Source organism: Mycobacterium heidelbergense, from assembly GCF_050205645.1.
Classification (GTDB): domain Bacteria; phylum Actinomycetota; class Actinomycetes; order Mycobacteriales; family Mycobacteriaceae; genus Mycobacterium; species Mycobacterium heidelbergense_A.
Genome location: NZ_JBNMQT010000014.1, coordinates 56,400 through 79,490 on the forward strand (window position 1 = coordinate 56,400; position 23,091 = coordinate 79,490).

The following is a 23,091-nucleotide window of genomic DNA, read 5'->3' on the forward strand; positions in this document are numbered from 1 at the left end:
TTACTAGATAGAAAAAGCTGAGCGAGGGTTTCATGACTGAGGTCGAGCGGCACAACTACGACGTCGTCGTCATTGGTGCCGGCGGCGCGGGTCTGCGCGCGGTCATCGAGGCGCGCGAGCGTGGCCTCAAGGTCGCGGTGGTGTCCAAATCCCTGTTCGGCAAAGCGCACACGGTGATGGCCGAGGGTGGCTGCGCGGCGTCGATGGGCAACACCAATCCCAAGGACAACTGGAAGACCCACTTCGGCGACACCATGCGCGGCGGGAAGTTCCTCAACAACTGGCGGATGGCAGAGCTGCACGCCAAGGAGGCACCGGACCGGGTCTGGGAGCTGGAGACCTACGGCGCGCTGTTCGACCGCACCAAGGACGGAAAGATCAGCCAGCGCAACTTCGGCGGCCACACCTACCCCCGGCTCGCACACGTCGGCGACCGCACCGGCCTGGAGCTGATCCGCACGATGCAGCAGAAGATCGTCTCGCTGCAGCAGGAGGATTACGCCGAACTCGGTGACTACGAGGCGCGGATCAAGGTGTTCGCCGAATGTGCGATCACCGAGCTGCTCAAAGACGGCGACGTCATCTCCGGAGCCTTCGGCTATTGGCGCGAAAGCGGGCGGTTCGTCGTGTTCGAGGCGCCGGCCGTGGTGCTGGCCACCGGCGGAATCGGCAAGTCGTTCAAGGTGACCTCGAACTCCTGGGAGTACACCGGTGACGGGCACGCGCTGGCGCTGCGGGCCGGGGCGTCGCTGATCAACATGGAATTCGTGCAATTCCACCCGACGGGCATGGTGTGGCCCCCGAGTGTGAAGGGGATCCTGGTCACCGAAGGCGTCCGCGGTGACGGCGGCGTGCTGAAGAGCTCTGACGGCAAGCGATTCATGTTCGAGTACATCCCACCGGTGTTCAAGGGCCAGTACGCCGAAACCGAGCAAGAGGCCGACCAGTGGCTCAAGGACAACGACTCGGCCCGTCGTACCCCGGACCTGTTGCCCCGCGACGAGGTCGCGCGCGCGATCAATTCGGAAGTCAAAGCCGGCCGGGGCACCCCGCACGGCGGGGTCTACCTCGACATCGCTTCCCGGCTGACACCCGAGGAGATCAAGCGGCGGCTGCCGTCGATGTACCACCAGTTCATGGAGCTGGCCGGAGTCGACATCACCAGGGAGCCAATGGAAGTCGGCCCCACCTGCCACTACGTCATGGGCGGTGTCGAGGTTGACGCCGACACGGGTGCGGCGACAGTCCCCGGGCTGTTCGCGGCCGGCGAGTGCTCCGGCGGCATGCACGGCTCGAACCGACTGGGCGGCAACTCGCTGTCGGACCTGCTGGTGTTCGGCCGCCGCGCCGGCCTCGGTGCCGCCGACTACGCGCGGGCGCTGAGCAGCCGCCCGGCCGTCTCCGACGAGGCGATCGAGGCGGCGGCGAAACGGGCGCTGGCCCCGTTCGAGGGACCGACGAACGGCGCCACCGGCGAGAACCCGTACACGCTGCAGCTCGAACTGCAGCAGTCGATGAACGACCTGGTGGGAATCATCCGCAAGGCGGACGAAATCTCCCAGGCCCTCGAGCGGCTCGAGAAGCTTCGCGAGCGGTTCAAGAACATCCACGTGGAAGGCCATCGCCAGTACAACCCGGGCTGGAATCTGGCCCTCGATCTGCGCAACATGCTGCTGGTCAGCGAGTGCGTCGCGAAGGCGGCGCTGGCGCGCACCGAGAGCCGCGGCGGGCACACCCGCGACGATCACCCGTCGATGGACGCATCCTGGCGCAAGGTGTTGCTGGTCTGTCGGGCAGCTGGCGGCGATGCTGTAGTTCCGGACATCGAGATCAGTCGCGAAGACCAGGTGCCGATGCGGGCCGATCTGCTGGAGCTCTTCGAGATCTCCGAGCTGGAGAAGTACTTCACCGACGACGAGCTGGCCGAGCACCCAGGACGGAGAGGCAAATGACCTACAACGCGACCATGCAGGTGTGGCGCGGCGACGAGGCCGGCGGCGAGCTGCAGGACTTCACGGTTGAGGTCAACGAGGGCGAGGTGGTGCTCGACATCATCCATCGCCTGCAGCAGACCCAGACACCCGACCTCGCGGTGCGGTGGAACTGCAAGGCGGGCAAGTGCGGTTCCTGCTCCGCGGAGATCAACGGCAAGCCGCGGCTGATGTGCATGACCCGGATGTCCACGTTCGCCGAGGACGAGGTCGTGACGGTCACACCGCTGCGGACCTTCCCAGTGATTCGCGATCTCGTCACCGACGTCTCATTCAACTACGAAAAGGCGCGCGAGATCCCATCTTTCGAGCCTCCCAAGGAACTGCAGCCCGGCGAGTACCGGATGGCGCAAGTCGACGTGCAGCGATCGCAGGAATTCCGCAAGTGCATCGAATGCTTTCTGTGCCAGAACGTCTGTCACGTGGTCCGCGACCACGAGGAGAACAAGAAGGCGTTCGCCGGACCGCGCTTCTTGATGCGGATTGCCGAGCTGGAGATGCATCCGCTGGACACCCGGGACCGGCGCAACGACGCGCAGCAGGAGCACGGTTTGGGCTACTGCAACATCACCAAGTGCTGCACCGAGGTCTGCCCGGAAAACATCAAGATCACCGACAACGCGCTGATCCCGATGAAGGAACGCGTGGTCGACCGCAAGTACGACCCCGTGGTGTGGTTGGGCAACAAGCTGTTTCGCCGCTGAGCGGTCTCAGGCGCCGAGACGCCGGAACCCGCTGCGGTGGAACACAATCGGCGCCACCTCGGCATCCACCGTCACCTCGCTGACGCGCAGCACCACAATGGTGTGGTCCCCGGCCGGGATCATCTGCTCGATCGCGCTCTCCAGCCAGAGGCCGGTGCCCTTGATGAAAACCGCACCGGTGTTGGTGGACACCGTCTCCAGTCCCGCGAATCTGTCTCCGGTCTTGGCGGCCAGGGCGCGCGCGGCCTCGTCATGGGCCTCACCGAGCACGCTGATGCCCAGCATGGGCAGGTCCTTGAGCTTGGGCCACGTCGTCGACGTGTTCTGCACACAGAACGACACCAGCGGCGGGTCCAGCGAGACGGGAACAAAGGTACTGGCCGCCAGCCCTTCCCGGATTCCGTTGATCTCGGCGGCAATGGCCACGACACCGGACGGAAAATGACCGAAGGCCTCACGAAGTGAGGACGGGGTCAGCTTCTTCGTTGAGTTCACCGGACTTGATCGCCCCTCGAGCCGACGACGGATTTCTCCTACCCGACCCTACTGGACGAGTATCCGTGCGCGTCAGCCACATCCGGGTGCGCCCGCAGTCTGCTCTTCCAGGCGTTGCGGCCGTAAACAGCGAAGATCGGATCCGACGGGTCCGCGGTTGGAGACCAGCGCGCGTCGGTGCGCGCCGCGAGTTCGGCGGGTAGCGACAGCACCGGTATCTGCGCATCGAGTCGCGGATTGAAGAAGTACGGCACCGAGATCCGCTCGGCCGCCGCCCCGCGCAGGCTGACCCGGTGCTCGGTGGCGCGCAGGTAGCCGCCCGTGGCGACCTCGAGCAGCTCGCCGATGTTGACGATGAACGCACCCTCGAGCGGCGGCACGTCGACCCAACCGTCGTCCGGGTGCGACCCCCGGCCGCGCCGCACCTGCAAGCCCCCGCTGCCCGGCTCGGCCAGCAGCAGCGTCAGCACCCCGGCGTCTCGGTGTGCACCCACGCCCTGCGGGCCGACCGCCCTGGCCGGATAGCGGATGATCTTGATCAGGGTGGCCGGCGTTTCGGCGAAAGCCGCGTCGAACGCGTCCGGCGGGCTCCCCAGCGAGGCCGCCCAGTGCCGGAGCAGCGTGCGCGCGACCGAGGACAGTGCGGCGTCCCACTCGTCGACGATCCTCGGCAACTCGGGCAGCCCGGCGGGCCACTGGTTCGGGCCCTGCAGCCATAGGTAGTCCGGCTTGCCCGGTCCCCCGATCGACGGGCGTTCCGGGCCGATGTCGATCTGTTCGCGCCAGTCCACCTCGCCGCGGGTCAGCTCGCCGCCCAGCCGGGTATAGCCGCGGAAATGTGGACTGCGGACCATCGCTACCGCGTCCTTGTCGGCCTGCGGCAGCGCGAACAGACTGCGGGCGGCGTCGAGCACGCGGCGCGCCAGCGTCTGCGGCACGCCATGGCCGAGCAGATAGAAGAACCCCACCTCGTGGGCGGCCTCGCGGAGGCTGCTGCGGACTTGGCCGGAAGTGTGTCGCAGGTCCACCACGGGCACCGCCGTGGCGCGTCCCACACTGGTCATCTGTCCACCATAACCGCAGGTAGAAGGGGCATCGCAAAGCTCCCCAACCGGTTGGTTAATTAGATGATGAAATCTAGCTCACACTCGCTTGCATCGGGCCGCCCAACCGCTATAGTTTGGCAGTGTTACTGGTGGGTAACTTAGCCCAAGTACCCAACCACACGTGGCAATTCTCAACGAGGAGGAGAGTTAGTGAGCCACTACAAGAGCAACGTCCGTGACCAGGTATTCAACCTGTTCGAGGTGTTGGGCGTTGACAAGGCATTAGGCCAAGGCGAGTACGGCGACATCGACGCCGAAACCGCCCAGGAAATGCTCAACGAGATCAGCCGGCTGGCCGAGGGGCCAATCGCGGAGTCGTTCGTCGAGGGTGACCGCAACCCGCCGGTCTTCGACCCCGCGACGCACTCCGTGACGCTGCCGGAACCCTTCAAGAAGTCGGTCCACGCCGTTCTGGAAGCCGGTTGGGACAAGGTCGGCCTCGACGAGGCCCTCGGCGGCACCCCGTTGCCAAAGGCGCTGCTGTGGGCGCTGCACGAGCATCTGCTGGGCGCCAACCCGGCGGTCTGGATGTACGCCGGCGGCGCGGGTTTCGCGCAGATCGTCTACCACCTCGGCACCGAGGAGCAGAAGAAGTGGGCCGTGATCGCCGCCGAGCGTGGCTGGGGATCGACCATGGTGCTCACCGAGCCGGACGCCGGTTCGGATGTGGGCGCCGGACGGACCAAGGCCATCCAGCAAGAGGACGGCTCCTGGCACATCGAGGGCGTCAAGCGCTTCATCACCTCGGGTGACTCCGGCGACCTGTTCGAGAACATCTTCCACCTGGTGCTGGCCCGCCCCGAGGGCGCCGGTCCCGGCACCAAGGGCCTCTCGCTGTTCTTCGTGCCCAAGTTCCTGTTCGACTTCGAGACCGGGGAGATCGGCGAGCGTAACGGCGTGTTCGTCACCAACGTCGAGCACAAGATGGGTCTGAAGGTTTCGGCGACCTGTGAACTTTCGCTGGGCCAGCACGACGTACCCGCCAAGGGCTGGCTGGTCGGCGAGGTGCACAACGGCATCGCGCAGATGTTCGACGTCATCGAGCAGGCCCGAATGATGGTCGGCACCAAGGCGATTGCCACCCTGTCGACCGGTTACCTCAACGCGCTGGAGTACGCCAAGTCGCGCGTCCAGGGCGCCGATCTGACCCAGATGACCGACAAGACCGCGCCGCGGGTGACCATCACGCATCACCCCGACGTGCGCCGGTCGCTGATGACCCAGAAGGCCTACGCCGAGGGTCTGCGTGCGCTGTACCTCTACACCGCGACGTTCCAGGACGCGGCGGTCGCCGAGGCGCTGCACGGCGTGGACGCCGAGTTGGCCGTCAAGATCAACGATCTGATGCTGCCGGTGGTCAAGGGTGTGGGCTCCGAGCAGGCCTACGCGAAGCTGACGGAGAGCCTGCAGACGTTCGGTGGGTCCGGCTTCCTGCAGGACTACCCGATCGAGCAGTACATCCGCGACGCCAAGATCGACTCCCTCTACGAGGGCACCACCGCCATCCAGGCGCAGGACTTCTTCTTCCGCAAGATCGTCCGCGACAAGGGTGTGGCGCTGGCCCACGTGTCGGCCGAGATCCAGAAGTTCGTCGACAGCGAGTCCGGCAACGGCCGCCTGAAGACCGAACGCGAGCTGCTGGGCAAGGCCCTGGCCGACGTCCAGGCCATGGCGGCCAGCCTCACCGGCTACCTGATGGCCGCCCAGGAGGATGTCACCAGCCTCTACAAGGTGGGCCTGGGCTCGGTGCGGTTCCTGATGAGCGTCGGTGACCTGATCATCGGCTGGTTGCTGCAGCGCCACGCCGCGGTGGCCCTGGCCGCGCTCGACGCCGGCGCCAGCGGTGCCGAGCGGTCCTTCTACGAGGGCAAGATCGCGGTGGCCGGGTTCTTCGCGAAGAACTTCCTGCCGCTGTTGGCCAGCACCCGCGAGGTGATCGAGACGCTGGACAACGAGATCATGGAGCTCGACGAGGCCGCCTTCTAGGTCGCTTCAAACAAGGTCCCCCGTTTCGACAGCGAAGCGGGGGACCTTGTGTTTGGGGGTGTTTGTTCGGGGCGCACGAAAAAGGCCGCCGCTGGATCCCCTCACTCCAGCGGCGGCCCTTCTCGTACGCCCGTCGTACGTCTCTGACCGGCGGTCGCCTATGGGATACCCCGTGTTGCCGTCGGGGTCGGGGGGTCAGACCACAACACGGGGTTATCCGGCACATCGGATACCCAAGCGATTGCGTTACTAATCGACTGTGACCAAAATCATTTGCCCTGGCAGCCGCGCTCGCGCCCGGCACAGGTTTAGGAGGGTCAGGCCTCCAAAATCGCGGCCACGCCCTGGCCGCCGGCCGCACAGATCGAAATCAGCGCCCTTGCCGGCCCGCCGCCGTCCGCCTTCTTCTCGGCGAGCTGCTTGGCCGCCTGGGCGAGAATCCGCCCACCGGTCGCCGCGAACGGGTGGCCCGCTGCCAGCGACGAGCCGTTGACATTGAGCTTGGAGCGATCGATTGACCCCAGCGCGGCATCCAGACCCAGCCGCTCCTTGCAGTACTCCTCGGACTCCCACGCGCCCAGGTGAGTCAGCACCACCGAGGCGAACGCCTCATGGATTTCGTAGAAATCAAAATCTTGTAGTGCCAGTCCATTTCTCGCCAGCAGCCGCGGCACCGCATACGTCGGTGCCATCAGCAGGCCGTCGCGCCCGTTGACGTAGTCGACGGCGGCGGTCTCGGCGTCCACCAGGTAGGCCAGCGGGGCCAACGAATGCTCCTCGGCCCACTGTTCGCTGGCCAGCAGGGCCACCGAGGCGCCGTCGGTCAGCGGGGTCGAATTGCCCGCCGTCATCGTCGCGTCCCCGGCCTTGACCCCGAAGACCGGCCGCAGCGTGGCCAGCTTCTCGACTTTGGCGTCGGGCCGCAGGTTGTCGTCGCGATACAACCCCAGAAACGGCGTGACGAGGTCGTCGAAGAAACCGCGGTCGTAGGCGTCGGACATTTTGCGATGGCTGGCGACCGCGAGCTCGTCCTGGTCGACGCGCTTGATCCCCATTTGCTTGGCGGTGATGGCGGCGTGCTCGCCCATCGACAGCCCGGTGCGCGGCTCGCTGTTGGCGGGGATTTCGATGCCGAGGGTGGCCGGCAGCGTACCCACCAACTTCAGCCGCTGGACGTTGGACTTGGACCGGCGCAAGTTCAGCAGAGTGCGGCGCAGGTTGTCGCCCAGGCCGATCGGCGGGTCGGAGGTGGTGTCCACGCCGCCGGCGGCGGCGACGTCGTATCGGCCCGCCGCGATGCCGTCGGCGGCGGCGATCGCCGCCTGCAGGCCGGTACCGCAGGCCTGTTGAATATCGAACGCGGGGGTGTACGACGACAGCTCCGAACCAAGCACGCATTCGCGGGTCAGGTTGAAGTCGCGGCTGTGCTTGAGCACCGCGCCGCCGACCACCACGCCCAGCCGCTGGCCGCCCAGCCCGAACCGGTCCACCAGCCCACCCAGGGCGGCGGTGAACATGTCCTGGTTGGACGCGTCGGCGTAGGCGCCGTCCGATCGCGCGAACGGGATGCGATTGCCGCCCAGCACGGCGACTTTCCGCCTGGCGGGCTTGGATTCAGAACTTGCAGAGGCCACGTTTATCTCCGGTTATCAGTTTGGGGTCGGCCATTTAGGGCCATCCTACCCACTGTTCTTACTCTCCTTACTCTGCAGTAAGTTCGTCCTCGATACCGTTGGCCTAGACGGCACTGGTCGACCTAGAAAGAAAGCGGAAGGCAGCTCAGTGGCTCCCAATCGTTCGTCCGATCTGTTCTCGCAGATTGTCAATTCCGGACCCGGATCGTTTGTGGCGAAGCAACTCGGCGTCCCGCAACCCGAGACCCTGCGCCGCTACCGGGCCGGCGATCCGCCCTTGGCCGGCGCCCTGCTGATCGGGGGTGCGGGCAGGGTGGTCGAGCCGCTGCGTGCGGCGCTGGAAAGGGACTACGACCTGGTTGGCAACAACCTGGGCGGCCGCTGGGCCGACCAGTTCGGCGGGCTGGTTTTCGACGCGACCGGAATCACCACGCCGGCCGGACTCAAGGCGCTGCACGACTTCTTCACACCGTTGCTGCGCAACCTGGGTCACTGCGCGCGCGTCGTGGTCGTCGGCACCACGCCCGACCTGGCGGCAAGCACCGACGAGCGGATCGCGCAGCGCGCCCTGGAGGGCTTCACCCGCTCGCTGGGCAAGGAGGTCCGCAACGGAACGACGGTCGCGCTGGTGTACCTGTCGCCGGACGCGAAACCGGCCGCGACGGGCCTGGAATCCACGCTGCGGTTCCTCCTGTCGGCCAAGTCGGCCTACGTCGACGGGCAGGTCTTCTACGTCGGCGCGGCCGACTCCACGCCACCGGCCGACTGGGACCGGCCACTGGACGGCAAGGTCGCGATCGTGACCGGCGCGGCCCGCGGAATCGGCGCCTGCATTGCCGAGGTATTCGCCCGCGACGGGGCCCGCGTCGTCGCGATCGACGTGGAGTCCGCCGCCGAGGCCCTGGCCGAAACCGCCAGCCGCGTCGGGGGCACCGCGCTGTGGCTCGATGTCACCGCCGACGACGCGGTCGACAAGATCACCGAGCACCTGCGCGACCACTACGCCGGGCACGCCGACGTCTTGGTCAACAATGCCGGCATCACCCGCGACAAGCTGTTGGCCAACATGGACGACGCCCGCTGGGACTCCGTGCTGGCTGTCAATCTTCTTGCCCCGCAACGGCTTACCGAAGGGCTCATCGGCAACGGCAGCATCGGCGAAGGGGGCCGGGTGATCGGCCTGTCGTCGATGGCCGGCATCGCGGGCAACCGCGGGCAGACGAACTACGCCACCACGAAGGCCGGGATGATCGGGCTCACCCAGGCGCTGGCTCCGGGACTCTACGACAAGGGCATCACGATCAACGCGGTCGCACCGGGGTTCATCGAAACCCAGATGACGGCAGCCATCCCGCTGGCCACCCGCGAGGTGGGCCGCCGGATGAACTCGCTGCTGCAGGGCGGTCAGCCCGTCGACGTCGCCGAGACCATCGCCTACTTCGCCAGCCCGGCGTCAAACGCGGTGACCGGCAACGCGATTCGGGTCTGCGGCCAGGCGATGCTGGGCGCATAGGTTCGAGGGGAACGCGATGAATCAGCCAAGCGGCCTGAAGAATCTGCTGCGCGCCGCTGCCGGGGCGCTACCGTTGGTGCCCCGCTCCGACCAGTTGCCCAGCCGCACGGTGACCGTCGAGGAATTACCGATCGACCAGACCAACGTGGCCGAGTACGCGTCGCTCGCCGGCCTGCGCTACGGCAACAACGTGCCGCTGACCTACCCGTTCGCGCTGACCTTTCCCGCCATGATGTCGCTGGTGACCGGGTTCGACTTCCCGTTCGCCGCAATGGGATCGGTGCACACCGAGAACCAGATCACGCAGTACCGGCCGATCGCGGTCACCGACACCGTCGGCGTGCGCGTGCACGCGGAGAACCTCCGCGAGCACCGCAAGGGCCTGCTGGTCGATCTGGTGACCGACCTCAGCGTCGGCAACGAGACCGCGTGGCACCAGGTGACGACCTTCCTGCACCAGCAGCGCACCAGCCTGTCCGACGAACCCAAGCCGCCGCCGCAGAAGCAGCCCAAACTGCCCCCGCCGAGCACGGTGCTGCGGTTCAGCCCGGGTCAGATCCGGCGCTACGCCGTCATCGGCGGGGATCACAACCCGATCCACACCAACCCGATCGCCGCCAAGCTGTTCGGATTCCCAACCGTAATCGCGCACGGGATGTTCACTGCCGCAGCGGTGTTGGCCAACATCGAAGGCCTGTTTCCCGACGCCGTGACGTACTCGGTGCGGTTCGGCAAGCCAGTGCTGCTGCCCGCCACCGCGGGGCTTTACATCGACAGGGGCGACGACGGCGGCTGGGATCTTTCGCTGCGCAACATCGTCAAGGGATATCCGCACCTGACCGGGACGGTCCGCGCCCTCTAGCCCGCGTGCGTCGGGCGTGATCTATCAGGGCCCACCACAAGCACTTTCAGCCAGTGCGCGCCGCAGGCGGTCAGCAGGAAAACCAGAAACAGCCACAGCGGGGGCCGCGCGAGCTCCCAGACGAAGATCGCGGCCCAGATCGGTGAGCCCTGGGTAACGGCGAGCACGCCCGCGGCGCCGCTCAGCGAGACTGCCGGCACGTGCAGGTGGGTCCCGGCCAGCCAATTGACCGTCAGCACCAGGACCGCACCCGCCGCCGCGCCGGTCGCCAACGATGGTGTGAGCATTCCGCCGGCACCGCCGGCGCGCAGGTACAGCGCGGTCAGCAGCGGTTTCAGGACCAGGATGACGGCGGCCGCCGACAGCGTCATCCCGCTGGCCAGGCTGACGGTCAGGATGCTTCGGCCGTTGCCGGGCAGCTCGGGCCACCAGTGCGAGCAGATGCCCGTCGCCAGGCCCGCGGCGGCGAGGGCGGGGATGAGCACCCAGGTCCGCATCGGGCGGGCCGGGCGTGCGGCGGCCATCAGCCGGTTGAACGCCAGGCCGACCACCAGCGCGAGCGGCGCCAACGCGAGCCCGTGCGCGGTCACGAGATACGTCGACTCCCCGACCGGCCACTCGAGGTCGGGGTGATCGCCGGTGAGGGCCGAGCCGATCGCGACCGCGAGGCTGGACGACAGCAGCGCGGCGCCCACCGCTCGCGGATGCCAGGTGTTGAGCATGATCCGCGCCGAGAACAGCGCGCCGGCCAGGGGGACGGCGTAGACGGCGCCCAGCCCCGCGCCGGCGGCGCACGCGAGCAGGATCTCGCGGTCGCGGGCCGACAGCCGCTTCAGCCACTCGGTGCCCAAATCCCCTAGGGCAGCAGCGAATTGGCGTGGTGCTCCCTCCCGGCCGAGGGATGCCCCGGAGCCGACCAGCAGCACCTGCAGCATGGCGTCGGCGCTCCACGACAGCCGCGGAATCCGTCCGCCGCCCGCGATGGTTTCCGCCAGCGGCGGCACCTCGCTTCGGCGCCGCAGGATCCACCAGCCCACGGCCGCCAGCACGCCGCCGACCATCGGCCCCACCGCGCGGCGAACGGGGCTGCTGCCCGTGATGCCGGCCAGCAGCGTGCCGAAGCTGTAGTGGTAGGTGACGTGCTCGACGAAACGCAACACCTCCGTCGTCGCCAGTCCGGCGAACCCGGCGAGCAGGCCGACGATGACTACCGCGCAAAAGAACTCGAGGTTGCGGCGGCGCAGTGGTTCGGCCACCGGATGAATGTATGTCTAGCCGGCCGCGGCGTTGGAGCCGCCCGCCTCGGCGGCGGCTTCGCGGTTCTCGGGTCCGCCGCGCAGGCCATGCCAGAACAGGTCGATCATCAGCTGGGCCGCCTCGTCGACGTCGATGTCGCCGGTGGACAGCCGGTTGGCCATCGCTTCGCCCGCGCCCACCAGCGCGACCGCCATCATCTGGTAGTCGGTGTCCGGCCGTGGGCTGCGGCTGCCGGCTCGCACCAGCCCGGCCACCAGCTCGATGATCTGCTCGCGTCCCTCGCGCACGGTGTGCGCGAACGCCTGCGAGCTGATCGCCTGCGTGTACATCACGATCCACGACGCCCGATTGGCGTCGATGTAGCGCAGGAACGACCCGATCGTGTTGCGCAGCATGTCCCTTGGGTTTTGCGTGAAGTCGATGTCGGCGCGCACCGCATCGATGAACCGGTTCAGCTCGCGGTCCAGGCACGCGCCGAACAAGTCCTCCTTGGAGCCGTAATACAGGTAGAGCATCGGCTTGGAGATCTCCGCCTCGGCGGCGATGGCGTCCATCGAAGTCTCGTGGTAGCCGTTGACCGAGAACATCTGCACAGCGGCGTCGAGCATCTGCTGTTCGCGGACGGCACGCGGTAACCGCTTGGTACCACCCGCCATCGCTAACCCCTTTGAAGCCTCTCTAGCCCGTCTATCTGACTCCAGAGTAACGATGCGGCGGCGGGTTAGTGTCCGCACGCCTTATTGGGGCCCTTCATCGTCGCCACCCGCTGGAGCGACTCGTCCACGGCCTGCATCGTCAATTCGCCTGCGGCCACCGCCTTCTCGAGCCGGTCCAGCACCGCGGGCACCTCTTCGATACTGACCCACAGCGCGACGTCGGTGCCCGCCTGCAGGGTGCGCAGCACCGCGTCGGAGACGCCGTACCGATCGGAGATCGCGGCCATGCTGGACAGGTCGTCGCTGAACACCGGGCCGTTGAAGGGCGGCGCGCCGTAGCCGGTGCCGGTGCGCAGCAGCTGCACCGCGGCCCGGCTCAGGCTCGCCGGGTCGTCGCCGGTCAGCCCGGGAACCTGCAGGTGACCGATCATGACTGCGACCGGGAGCTGACTCACCAGCGTCCGGTAGGGCACGAGGTCGTTGGTCTGCAGGTCGCTCAGCGGCGGCGTGAGGACGCCGCCCTTGTGTGAATCGCCCGAGCCGTGCCCGTGGCCGGGGAAATGCTTAAGCACCGGCAGCAGTCCGGCGTCCCGCAGACCCTGCGCGTAGGCCCCGGCGTACGCGGTGACCGTGCTGGGATCGGCGCTGAACGAGCGGTCACCGATGACGCCGTCCGGGGCGTCAGTGACGTCGACCACGGGGGCGAAGTCGACGGTGATGCCCAGCTCGCGCATCTTTTTGCCGCGGTCCAACTCCAGGTCGTGGACTTGCTGCACCGTCATGGTCTGCGCCAGCTGCCGGGCCGAGGGGGCCACCCCGATCAACGACTTCAACCGCGACACCCGGCCACCTTCTTCGTCGACACCCACCGCCAGCGGGAGGGGCCCCGCGCTGCGGGCGATCTCGGCGAGCCCGTCCTTGAATATCGACAGGTCCGTCCAGCCGCCGATGATGATCCCGCCGACGTGGGAGTTGTTGACGGCGACCCGGGCTTCGTCGGCGTTCCTCACACCCACCATCAGCAGCTGCGCCAGCTTGTCGCGGGTCGGCAGCGCGGCCGTCGGGTCGCCGCAGACCGGCGGCGCGGGAGCGGCCACCGGCTTGCTGACCGTCGACGAGGGGTGCCGTGCGGGGTCGTGGCCGCATGCCACCAGCACCGTCATGGCGGCCAGCACGGCCAGGATTCGCGGAAAAGCCATCGGGACATGTTGTCACGAACGGCGTTTCATCTCCGACGTCAGGGGGCATCAGCGGTACCTTGCCAGTCAGGGGGCCGGTAACCCCAGTTGACTGGCAGGGAGGAGCCAGCAATGACCGGGTTGACGCTGGCCGCCGTGGCCAGCATTGCGGCGGGTCTGTCGATCGGCGCCGCCGCGACGGTCGGTGTCACGCTCGCCGTGCAGGACCACAAGCTGGCGCCGGTGCAGGGGCCACCCACACCTACCGCGCCGTACCTGGTGGAATACGGCGACCGGTGCTTCCACGGGCATTGCATACATTGGCCCTGAGAGCGGCTCGCGCGCCCGGGCCGCGACCGCGCTTCTGCTAGGTTGACGTTTGGGTTGCCCACCGTCACGACCGCGAAGTCAAGGAGCCATCGATGAACCGGATCATTGCGCCCGCCGCCGCGAGCGTCGTGGTCGGTCTGCTGCTGGGCGCGGCCGCGATCTTCGGGATCACGCTGATGGTGCAACAGGACACGAAGCCGCCACTCCCCGGGGGCGATCCGCAGTCGTCAGTGCTCAACCGGGTCGAGTACGGCAACCGTAGCTAGCCCCGCGGCGGGTTCGGCACACGCGGAGCCTGCGGAAACGGCGTCGGGCTCGCCGGCTGCGCCGCTGTCGCGCCGGTGGTTGGCGTTAGTCGGCGCGCTCGCCCTGGCGCTGACGTTCGCCCAATCCCCGGGGGAGGTGTCCCCCGACACCAAACTCGACCTCACCGCCAACCCGCTGCGCTTTTTGGCCCGGGCGACCAACCTGTGGAACAGCGACCTGCCCTTCGGCCAGGCGCAGAATCAGGCGTACGGCTACCTGTTTCCGCACGGCACCTTCTTTTTGCTCGGCCACTTTCTGGGGTTGCCGGGATGGGCGACCCAACGGCTGTGGTGGGCGCTGCTGCTGACGGTCGGCTTCTGGGGGTTGCTGCGGGTCGCCGAGACGCTGGGCATCGGTAGCCCTACGGCACGGGTGATCGGTGCGGCGGCGTTCGCGCTGTCGCCGCGCGTGCTGACGACGCTCGGGTCGATCTCGTCGGAAACCCTGCCGATGATGCTGGCGCCGTGGGTGTTGCTGCCCACGATCCTGGCGCTGCGGGGGTCGTCCGGCCGCTCGGTTCGGGCGCTGGCCGCCCAGGCGGGGCTGGCCGTCGCGTTGATGGGCGCGGTCAACGCCATCGCGACGCTGGCCGGTTGCCTGCCCGCCGTGATCTGGTGGGCCTGTCATCGGCCGAACCGGTTGTGGTGGCGCTACACGGCGTGGTGGCTGCTGGCCTTGTCCCTGGCGATGCTGTGGTGGGTCGTGGCGCTGGGTCTGCTGCGCAGCGTCAGCCCCCCGTTCCTGGACTTCATCGAATCCTCGGGCGTGACTACGCAATGGTCGTCGCTGGTGGAGATGCTGCGCGGCACCGAGAGCTGGACCCCGTTCGTGGCGCCGACCGCCACCGCGGGCGCGCCGCTGGTGACCGGATCGGCGGCCATCCTGGGCACCTGCCTCGTCGCCGCGGCGGGGCTGGCCGGGCTGGCCAGCCCGGCGATGCCGGCGCGGGGACGGCTGGTCACGATGCTGTTGGTCGGCGTGGCGTTGATGGCCGTCGGCTACAGCGGCGGGCTGGGCTCGCCGCTAGCCCACCAGGTGCAGGCATTCTTGGACGCCGCCGGCGCGCCCCTGCGCAACGTGCACAAGCTGGACGTGGTGATCCGGATCCCCATCGCGCTGGGCATCGCGCAGCTGCTGGGCCGGATACCGCTACCCGGCAGCGCGCCGGTGCCCGTGTGGCTGCGGGCCTTCGCTCACCCCGAGCGAGACAAGCGGGTCGCCGCGACGGTGGTGATCCTGACCGCCCTGGCGGTGAGCACCTCGCTGGCATGGACCGGCCGGCTGGCCCCGCCGGGCACCTTCAGCGCGATACCCCGGTACTGGCAGGAGGCCGCCGACTGGCTCACCGAACACAATTCGGGTTCGCCGGCACCCGGGCGGGTGCTGGTGGTCCCCGGGGCGCCGTTCGCCACCCAGGTGTGGGGCACCAGCCACGACGAGCCGCTGCAGGTGCTCGGCAGCGGCCCGTGGGGGGTGCGCGACTCCATCCCGTTGACACCGCCGCAGACCATCCGGGCGCTCGATTCGGTGCAACGCCTGTTCGCCGCCGGCCGCCCCTCGCCGGGCCTGGCCGATACCCTTGCCCGCCAAGGCATTTCGTATGTGGTGCTGCGCAACGATCTGGATCCCGAGACGTCACGCTCGGCGCGCCCGATCCTGGTGCATCGCGCCGTCGACGGCTCGCCGGGGCTGCAGCAGGTGGCGCAGTTCGGCGCACCGGTGGGGCCCGGCACGCTCGCCGGGTTCGTCGCCGACAGCGGGCTGCGGCCGCGCTACCCGGCCGTGGAGATCTACCGCGTCGCGGGCGCCGGCGCTCCCGGCGCGCCCTACTTCGCCGACGCGGATCGCCTGGCCCGAGTCGACGGCGGCCCCGAAGCGCTGCTGCGCCTCGACGAGCGGCGGCGGCTGCTGGGCCGTCCGCCGCTGGGTCCGGTGCTGATGACCGCCGACGCCCGCGGCGCCGGGCTGTCAGCCCCCCTGGTCATGATCACCGACACCCCGGTCGCCCGCGAGACCGACTACGGCCGCGTCGACCAGCATTCGTCGGCGATCAGGGCGCCGGGGGACGCGCGGCACACTTTCAACCGCGTACCCGATTACCCCGCGCCCGGCGCCGACCCGGTGTTCGGCGCCTGGACCGGCGGGCGCATCACCGTGTCGAGTTCGTCGTCGGACTCCACCGCAATGCCCGACGTCGCACCGGCAACCGCCCCCGCCGCCGCGATCGACGGCGACTCCGGGACCGCGTGGGTGTCCAACGCGCTGCAGTCGGCCGTGGGGCAGTGGCTGCAGGTGGATTTCGACCACCCGGTGACCAACGGCGCCATCACCATCACGCCGAGCGCGACGGCCGTCGGCGCCCAGGTCCGCCGGATCCTCGTCGAGACCGCCAACGGCAGCACCACGCTGCGGTTCGACGAGCCCGGCAAGCCGCTCGCGGCGGCGCTGCCCTACGGCGAAACGCCGTGGGTGCGGGTCACCGCGGCCGGCACCGACGACGGGTCCCCCGGCGTGCAGTTCGCCATCACCGACCTGTCGATCACCCAATACGACGCTTCGGGATTCGCCCACCAGGTCAGCCTGCGGCACACCGTCGGGGTGCCCGGGCCGCCGCCGGGTTCGGCGATCGCGGGCTGGGATCTGGGATCGGAACTGCTCGGCAGGCCGGGATGCGCCCAGGCGCCCGACGGCGTGCGCTGCGCGGCGTCGATGGCCCTGGCGCCGGAGGAACCGGTCAATTTCAGCCGCACCCTGACCGTCGCCGCCCCGGTGTCGGTGACGCCGACGGTGTGGGTGCGGCCGCGGCAGGGTCCCAAGCTGGCCGATCTGGTCGCCGAGCCGAATACCACTCGGGCCCAAGGTGATTCGGACGCGGTGGACATCCTCGGCTCGGCGTTTGCCGCCACCGACGGCGACCCGGCCACCGCGTGGACGGCACCGCAGCGGGTGGTGCAACACAAGTCGCCGCCGTCGCTGACCGTCACGCTGCCGCGCCCCACCGAGGTCGCCGGGCTGCGCGTGGCCCCCAGCCGGTCGGCGTTGCCGGCGCACCCGACGATGCTTGCCGTCAACCTCGGCGACGGCCCGCAGGTCCGTGCGCTGAAGCCCGGCACGCCGCAAACCCTGACGCTGAAACCGCGCGTGACCGACACCGTCACCGTCAGCCTGCTCGACTGGGAAGACGTCATCGACCGCAACGCCCTGGGCTTCGATCAGCTCAAGCCGCCGGGGCTGGCCGAGGTGGCGGTGCTCGGCACGGACGGCAATCCGATCGCGCCCGCCGACGCCGCCCGCAACCGGTCGCGCGAGATCACCGTCGGCTGCGACCGCGGCCCGGTCATCGCCGTCGCGGGGCGGTTCGTACACACCTCGATTCGCACCACCGCGGGGGCGGTGCTGGACGGCGAGCCGGTCGAAGCGATGCCCTGCGAACGCGACCCGATCGCACTGCCCGCGGGCCAACAGGAGCTGTTGATCAGCCCCGGGGACCAGTTCGTCGTGGACGGGGCGCAGCTGATGACCCCGGCGGCCGCCGAAATTCCCAGCGCCTCCCCGGTTCCCGCCCAGACCGGGGCGTGGGGTCCCGACCGGCGCGAGGTCCGGGCCCCCGCGTCGGCCACCGCACGGGTGCTGGTCATTCCCGAGAGCATCAACCCCGGCTGGGTGGCGCGCACCAGCACTGGGACCCGGCTGACGCCCGTCGCCGTCAACGGGTGGCAGCAGGGCTGGCTGGTGCCGGCGGGTGACCCCGGCACCGTCACACTGACCTTCGCGTCCAACTCGCTGTACCGGGCCGGGCTGGCGGTCGGGTTGGCGTTGCTGCCGCTGCTGGCCGCGCTCGCGTTGTGGCGCACGCGGCGCGGGCGCGGCGATGACCCGCCCGCGACGCCGTGGCGGCCCGGCCCGTGGGCGGGGGTGGCGGTGCTGGCCGTGGGGACGCTGATCGCCGGGGTCGCCGGGCTGGTCGTCGCCGCGGCGGCGCTCGGTCTGCGGTACGCGCTGCGCGAGCGGCCGCGCTGGCGCGACGGTGCGACCGTCGCGCTCGGCGCCGGCGGGCTGATCCTGGCCGGGGCCCAGCTGTCCCGGTATCCCTGGCGGTCGGTCGGCGGCTACGCCGGTCATTCCGCGAATGTGCAACTGCTGGCGCTGATTTCGCTTGTCGTGCTGGCGGCTTCGGTCGTGACCCTGCCCGATCGGACGCCGCCGCGTCACGACGAATGACGCCGAAGGGATTGGCTACCGGTTTACCTGCTGGTTGACTGGATACGCGGGTTGGTGCAATCGCCACCGTCCGAGGAGTTACGGCCATGGGATGGATCTCCGCGCCCGAGTACTGGCTGGGCAGGCTGGTGCTCGAGCGCGGCGCCGCAGCGCTGTACCTGATCGCGTTCCTCGCGGCGGCCCTGCAGTTTCGCGCGCTCATCGGCGAGCACGGAATCCTGCCGGTGCCCCGGTTTTTGGCCGGGCAGACGTTCTGGCGAACGCCGAGCATCTTTCATCTCCGCTACTCCGACCGGTGGTTCGCTGGCGTCTCGTGGTTCGGCGCGGCGCTGTCGGCGGCGATCCTCGCCGGCGCGGCCAACCTGGTGCCGCTCTGGGCCACGATGCTGATGTGGCTGTCGCTGTGGGTGCTCTACCTTTCCATCGTCAACGTCGGGCAGACGTGGTACTCGTTCGGCTGGGAATCGCTGCTGCTGGAGGCCGGCTTCCTGGCGATCTTTCTCGGCAACGACCGCGTCGCACCCCCGATCCTGACGTTGTGGATGGCGCGCTTGCTGCTGTTCCGTGTGGAGTTCGGCGCCGGGCTGATCAAGATGCGCGGCGATCCATGCTGGCGCGATCTGACCTGCCTGTACTACCACCACGAAACCCAGCCGATGCCGGGGCCGTTGAGCTGGTTCTTCCATCACCTGCCCAGGCCGCTGCATCGGATCGAGGTGGCGGGCAACCATTTCGCCCAGCTCGTTGTGCCGTTCGGGTTGTTCGCGCCACAGCCGGTGGCCAGCGTCGCCGCGGCGATCGTGGTGGTCACCCAGCTGTGGCTGGTGGCGTCGGGCAACTTCGCGTGGCTCAACTGGGTGACGATCATCCTGGCTTTCAGCGCCATCGACGACTCGTCCGTGGCGGCGGTTCTTCCGATGCCCGCGCATCCGGCGCTGTCGCCGATGCCGCAATGGTTCGCCGCCGTGGTGGTCGCCTGCACCGCAGCCGTGCTGTTCATGACCTACTGGCCGGTGCGCAACATGCTGTCGTCGCACCAGCGAATGAACATGTCGTTCAACCCATTTCATTTGGTGAACACCTACGGCGCCTTCGGCAGCATCGGCCGCGTCCGCCGCGAGGTGGTGATCGAAGGCACCGATGAGGAGCGGCTCGCCCCGAACACCGTCTGGAAGGAATACGAATTCAAGGGCAAGCCCGGTTCGGTGCGCCGGCTGCCCGGGCAGTGGGCGCCGTATCACCTGCGGCTGGACTGGCTGATGTGGTTCGCGGCCATCTCACCCGGCTACGCCCACCAGTGGCTGACGCCCCTGCTGCAGCGGCTGCTGCGCAACGATCGAGCGACGCTGCGTTTGTTGCGGCGCAACCCTTTCCCCGAGTCGGCGCCCCGGTACGTGCGCGCGCAGCTCTACCAGTACCGCTTCACGACCTGGGCCGAGCTGCGCCGCGACCGGGCATGGTGGCATCGCACGCTGATCGGCGGTTACGTCCGGCCCATGGCGCTGCAGCGCTCGACGAATCTGCACAGCCGCTGACGCCGGCCGGTGTCACATCTGCCCCATGAGTCTCCGCGAAAGGTGATGGGGTGTTTGCCCACCTCACAGCGACAACCCAAGTGTTTGGGACCTGGGCCTGGTCGGAGGGAGGCTGTCGAGTTGTCGCTGTGAGGCGGGCAAACAGTCGCTGCCCTTGCCGCCGGGACACGTGTGACGGGCGTATTTCGGCCTCAAAGGAGCGCCCCTCGGATCACAGCGTCTCGTCCAGCTCGCCGAGCCGGTCGGTCAACCGCAGGTTCTCCGAGTAGTCGACCGGGCAATTGATCAGCGACACGCCGTCGTCGTCGAGCGCGGCCTTCAGCGTCGGCAAAAGTTCATCGGCACTCTTGATCTGATATCCCTTGGCGCCGAAGCTTTCCGCGTAGGTGACGATGTCGGGGTTGGTAAACCTCACGTAGTGATGCTCACCGAGTTCGAGGTCCATCTTCCATTCGATGAGGCCGTACCCGCCGTCCTCCCAAATCAACACCACCAACGGTATTCGTTCCCGAACGGCCGTCTCGATCTCCTGGGAGCTCATCATGAACGCGCCGTCGCCCACGACGGCCAGCACCTTGCACTCGGGGCGCGCCAGCTTGACACCCAGCGCGCCGGGCAGTGCAAAACTCATGGTGGACAAGCCGTTTGAGACCAAACACGTGTTGCATTCGAACGTCGGGTACAGCCGCGCCATCCACATCTTGGTGGCGCCGGTGTCCACCAGGACGACGTCGCTGCGGCCCAGCGCGGCGCGGGTGTCGGCGACCACCCGCTGCGGCGCCAGCGGATAGCGCGAATCCTGTTGTCCCCGAGCGAATTCCTCGGCAAGCAGGCCGGAACCGGGTATCTCCGGGTCGGCGTCGAAGCGGTGCCCGCCGAGCGCCTCCCGAACGGCGTCGAGCGAGGCGCTGATGTCGCCGATGATCCCGACGTCGACGGGATAGTGCGCGTCGACCTCGGCCGGGAAACGATGGATGTGGATGATCTTTTTGTCGGCCTTCGGGTTGATCCGGACCGGGTCGAATTCCTGCAGCTCGTAGCCGACCGCGACGACCACGTCGGCGTTGTCGAACCCGAAGTTGACGTAGTCGTGCCGCATGAACCCCAGCGTCCCGATGCCGTTGGGGTGGTCGTCGGGCATCACGCCCTTGCCGTGAAAGGTGTTGGCCACCGGGATGCGGAATTCCTCGGAGAACCGCACCAGCGCGGCGGTTGCCCCGGCGCGGGCCGCGCCGTGCCCGGCCAGCACCACCGGGCGTTTGGCCTCGCGCAGAATGTCGACCGCGCGCGCCACCTGCCGAAACGCCGGCGCCTCGGCGCGGACGACGTTGCGTGGCAACGGGGTCAGGTCATAGTCGGTGTCGTCGGCATCGATGTGTTCGGGCACCGCCAGATAGACGGCGGCGGGGCGTTCGGCCTCGGCGAGCTTGAACGCCTTGCGGAACATCTCCGGTATGGCGCGTGTCGTCGGGATACCGGCGGCCCACCGGGTGATCGGGGCGAACATCGACACCAGGTCGACGTACTGGTGCGACTCCTTGTACTGGCGGTCCTGGCCCACCTGCGCGGAGATCGCGACCATGGGGGTGCTGTTGGTGGTGGCGTCCGCGACCCCGAGTTGCATGTTGATCGCACCCGGGCCCAGGGTGGACGACACCACCGCCGCCCGGCCGGTGACCCGTCCGTACATCTCCGCCATGAACGAGGCCGCCTGCTCGTGCCGGGTGAGCACGTAGCGGATGTTCGAGGCGGCCAGCGCCTGCACGAAGCGGATGTTCTCCTCGCCGGGGAGCCCGAAGACCACGGAAACGCCCTCGTTCTCCAGGCACTTGACCATCAGCTCGGCGGCTTTAATCATCCGGCACCTCCCTTTGGCCACGATAGTGGCAGTCTGGATGGTGGACGTTTCTCAAACCATTGCAACCGAAGGATGCCAACGTGCCTATCGCCACGATCAATCCGGCCACCGGCGAGACAGTCCAGACCTTCACCCCGGCAACCGACGACGAAGTCCAGGCCGCCATCGCGCGCGCCCACGAGCGGTTCCTCGACTACCGGCACTCCACCACCTTCGCCCAGCGCGCCGAGTGGGCCAACGCCACCGCCGACCTGCTGGAGGCCGAGGCGGACAAGACCGCCGAGATGATGACCCTGGAAATGGGCAAGACGCTGGCATCAGCCAAGGCCGAGGCAATCAAGTGCGCCAAGGGTTTTCGCTACTACGCCGAGAACGCCGAGAGGCTGCTGGCCGACGAGCCGGCCGACGCGTCGAAGGTCGGCGCGAAAAAGGCCTACACCCGCTACCAGCCGATCGGGGTGGTGCTGGCCATTATGCCGTGGAACTTCCCGCTGTGGCAGGCCGTTCGCTTCGCCGCGCCGGCGCTGATGGCGGGCAACGTCGGGATCCTCAAGCACGCGTCGAACGTCCCGCAGTGCGCGCTGTATCTCGGCGACGTGATCGCGCGCGGGGGCTTCCCGGAGGGCTGCTTCCAGACGCTGCTGGTTCCCTCCAGCGCAGTGGAGACCATCCTGCGCGATCCCCGCGTCGCGGCAGCCACGCTGACCGGCAGCGAGCCGGCGGGCCAGTCGGTCGGCGCCATCGCCGGCGACGAGATCAAACCCACGGTGCTCGAGCTCGGCGGCAGCGACCCGTTCATCGTGATGCCCTCGGCGAACCTGGACGAGGCGGTCAAGACCGCGGTCACCGCCCGGGTGCAGAACAACGGGCAGTCCTGCATCGCGGCCAAACGCTTCATCGCCCACGCCGACATCTACGACGCGTTCGTCGAGAAATTCGTCGAGCGGATGGCCGGGCTGCGGGTCGGCGACCCGACCGACCCGGACACCGACGTGGGCCCGCTGGCCACCGAGTCGGGGCGCGACGAGGTCGCCAAGCAGGTCGAGGATGCCGCCGCGGCTGGCGCGGTAATCCGTTGCGGCGGAGAGCGTCTCGACCGGCCGGGCTGGTTCTACCCGCCGACGGTGGTCACCGACATCACCAAGGACATGGCGCTCTACACCGAGGAGGTGTTCGGCCCGGTCGCCTCGATCTACCGCGTCGAGGACGTCGACGAAGCCATCGAGATCGCCAACGCCACGACCTTCGGGCTGGGGTCCAACGCCTGGACCGACGACGAGGCCGAGCAGCAGCGCTTCATCGACGGCATCGAGGCGGGCCAGGTCTTCATCAACGGCATGACGGTGTCGTACCCGGAGCTGCCGTTCGGTGGCGTCAAGCGCTCCGGTTACGGCCGCGAACTCGCCGGCCTCGGCATCCGAGAATTCTGCAACGCCAAGACGGTCTGGGTCGGGTAGAC

The 23,091-nt window shown here is 68.5% G+C and carries 17 protein-coding genes; 10 read left to right on the top strand and 7 right to left on the bottom strand.

All coding sequences use genetic code 11. The features are described 5' to 3' along the window. The first annotated feature begins 32 nt into the window (after positions 1 to 32). Both ACQI5H_RS16965 and ACQI5H_RS16970 read left to right on the top strand, forming a co-directional pair. A complete protein-coding gene (locus ACQI5H_RS16965; RefSeq protein ID WP_427080496.1) occupies positions 33 to 1,952 on the top strand; it encodes a fumarate reductase/succinate dehydrogenase flavoprotein subunit in 1,920 nt (639 codons plus the stop codon). Beyond that, the gene (locus ACQI5H_RS16970) at positions 1,949 to 2,695 is read left to right on the top strand and encodes a succinate dehydrogenase/fumarate reductase iron-sulfur subunit (protein ID WP_427080497.1); all 747 of its coding nucleotides are present in this window, start codon (positions 1,949 to 1,951) and stop codon (positions 2,693 to 2,695) included. The genes ACQI5H_RS16965 and ACQI5H_RS16970 overlap by 4 nt, the downstream gene beginning before the upstream one ends. Positions 2,696 to 2,701: 6 nt before the next feature. Here ACQI5H_RS16970 and ACQI5H_RS16975 read toward each other — a convergent pair whose 3' ends face one another. Together ACQI5H_RS16975 and ACQI5H_RS16980 are read right to left on the bottom strand one after the other, a co-directional pair. Next, entirely contained in the window at positions 2,702 to 3,190 is a 489-nt protein-coding gene (locus ACQI5H_RS16975; RefSeq protein WP_427080498.1) for a flavin reductase family protein, read from the bottom strand. Positions 3,191 to 3,228: 38 nt separating this feature from the next. Next, positions 3,229 to 4,254 carry an isopenicillin N synthase family dioxygenase gene (locus tag ACQI5H_RS16980; protein WP_427080499.1) on the bottom strand — a complete coding sequence of 342 codons (1,026 nt, stop codon included), beginning with the start codon at positions 4,252 to 4,254 and terminating at the stop codon, positions 3,229 to 3,231. Between the two features lie 192 nt (positions 4,255 to 4,446). Here ACQI5H_RS16980 and ACQI5H_RS16985 point away from each other — a divergent pair, with 192 nt between their 5' ends. Next, positions 4,447 to 6,282: an acyl-CoA dehydrogenase gene (locus ACQI5H_RS16985; RefSeq protein ID WP_427080500.1), complete on the top strand. Its 1,836-nt coding sequence runs from the start codon at positions 4,447 to 4,449 to the stop codon at positions 6,280 to 6,282. A 317-nt stretch (positions 6,283 to 6,599) separates the two neighbouring features. On the opposite strand, the gene ACQI5H_RS16990 is transcribed toward ACQI5H_RS16985, so the two are convergent. Continuing rightward, the gene (locus tag ACQI5H_RS16990) at positions 6,600 to 7,916 is read right to left on the bottom strand and encodes an acetyl-CoA C-acetyltransferase (protein WP_427080501.1); all 1,317 of its coding nucleotides are present in this window, start codon (positions 7,914 to 7,916) and stop codon (positions 6,600 to 6,602) included. A 148-nt stretch (positions 7,917 to 8,064) separates the two neighbouring features. On the opposite strand from ACQI5H_RS16990, the gene ACQI5H_RS16995 reads away from it, so the two are divergent. Next, the gene (locus tag ACQI5H_RS16995; protein ID WP_427080502.1) at positions 8,065 to 9,429 is read left to right on the top strand and encodes a 3-oxoacyl-ACP reductase; all 1,365 of its coding nucleotides are present in this window, start codon (positions 8,065 to 8,067) and stop codon (positions 9,427 to 9,429) included. A gap of 16 nt (positions 9,430 to 9,445) precedes the next feature. Beyond that, the gene (locus ACQI5H_RS17000) at positions 9,446 to 10,291 is read left to right on the top strand and encodes a MaoC/PaaZ C-terminal domain-containing protein (protein ID WP_427080503.1); all 846 of its coding nucleotides are present in this window, start codon (positions 9,446 to 9,448) and stop codon (positions 10,289 to 10,291) included. Here the strand turns inward: ACQI5H_RS17000 and ACQI5H_RS17005 are convergent. The 3 genes from ACQI5H_RS17005 to ACQI5H_RS17015 form a co-directional block, all read right to left on the bottom strand. Then, on the bottom strand, positions 10,288 to 11,547 hold the full coding sequence (locus tag ACQI5H_RS17005) for a chloride channel protein (RefSeq protein ID WP_427080504.1): 1,260 nt from the start codon (positions 11,545 to 11,547) through the stop codon (positions 10,288 to 10,290). The two genes, ACQI5H_RS17000 and ACQI5H_RS17005, sit on opposite strands and share 4 nt — an antisense overlap. Positions 11,548 to 11,562: 15 nt before the next feature. Continuing rightward, positions 11,563 to 12,204, bottom strand: a complete 642-nt coding sequence (locus ACQI5H_RS17010; RefSeq protein ID WP_427080505.1) for a TetR/AcrR family transcriptional regulator — start codon at positions 12,202 to 12,204, stop codon at positions 11,563 to 11,565. Positions 12,205 to 12,269: 65 nt separating this feature from the next. Continuing rightward, positions 12,270 to 13,403: a glycoside hydrolase family 3 N-terminal domain-containing protein gene (locus ACQI5H_RS17015; RefSeq protein WP_427080506.1), complete on the bottom strand. Its 1,134-nt coding sequence runs from the start codon at positions 13,401 to 13,403 to the stop codon at positions 12,270 to 12,272. Positions 13,404 to 13,514: 111 nt separating this feature from the next. Here ACQI5H_RS17015 and ACQI5H_RS17020 point away from each other — a divergent pair, with 111 nt between their 5' ends. The 4 genes from ACQI5H_RS17020 to ACQI5H_RS17035 all read left to right on the top strand — a co-directional run bounded on the left by ACQI5H_RS17020 (position 13,515) and on the right by ACQI5H_RS17035 (position 19,774). After that, positions 13,515 to 13,712 (top strand): DUF2613 family protein, encoded by a 198-nt coding sequence (locus ACQI5H_RS17020; RefSeq protein WP_427080507.1) that lies wholly within the window; start codon positions 13,515 to 13,517, stop codon positions 13,710 to 13,712. 92 nt (positions 13,713 to 13,804) lie between these two features. After that, the gene (locus tag ACQI5H_RS17025) at positions 13,805 to 13,978 is read left to right on the top strand and encodes a DUF2613 domain-containing protein (RefSeq protein WP_065443914.1); all 174 of its coding nucleotides are present in this window, start codon (positions 13,805 to 13,807) and stop codon (positions 13,976 to 13,978) included. Positions 13,979 to 14,042: 64 nt separating this feature from the next. Further along, entirely contained in the window at positions 14,043 to 18,239 is a 4,197-nt protein-coding gene (locus ACQI5H_RS17030) for an alpha-(1->3)-arabinofuranosyltransferase domain-containing protein (RefSeq protein WP_427080550.1), read from the top strand. Positions 18,240 to 18,325: 86 nt separating this feature from the next. Further along, on the top strand, positions 18,326 to 19,774 hold the full coding sequence (locus ACQI5H_RS17035) for a lipase maturation factor family protein (RefSeq protein WP_427080508.1): 1,449 nt from the start codon (positions 18,326 to 18,328) through the stop codon (positions 19,772 to 19,774). A 211-nt stretch (positions 19,775 to 19,985) separates the two neighbouring features. Here the strand turns inward: ACQI5H_RS17035 and ACQI5H_RS17040 are convergent, their stop codons facing one another. Continuing rightward, a complete protein-coding gene (locus ACQI5H_RS17040) occupies positions 19,986 to 21,632 on the bottom strand; it encodes an acetolactate synthase large subunit (RefSeq protein ID WP_427080509.1) in 1,647 nt (548 codons plus the stop codon). Positions 21,633 to 21,712: 80 nt separating this feature from the next. Between ACQI5H_RS17040 and ACQI5H_RS17045 the strand changes: the two genes are divergently transcribed. Beyond that, positions 21,713 to 23,089 carry an NADP-dependent succinic semialdehyde dehydrogenase gene (locus ACQI5H_RS17045; RefSeq protein WP_427080510.1) on the top strand — a complete coding sequence of 459 codons (1,377 nt, stop codon included), beginning with the start codon at positions 21,713 to 21,715 and terminating at the stop codon, positions 23,087 to 23,089. Positions 23,090 to 23,091 lie beyond the last annotated feature (2 nt).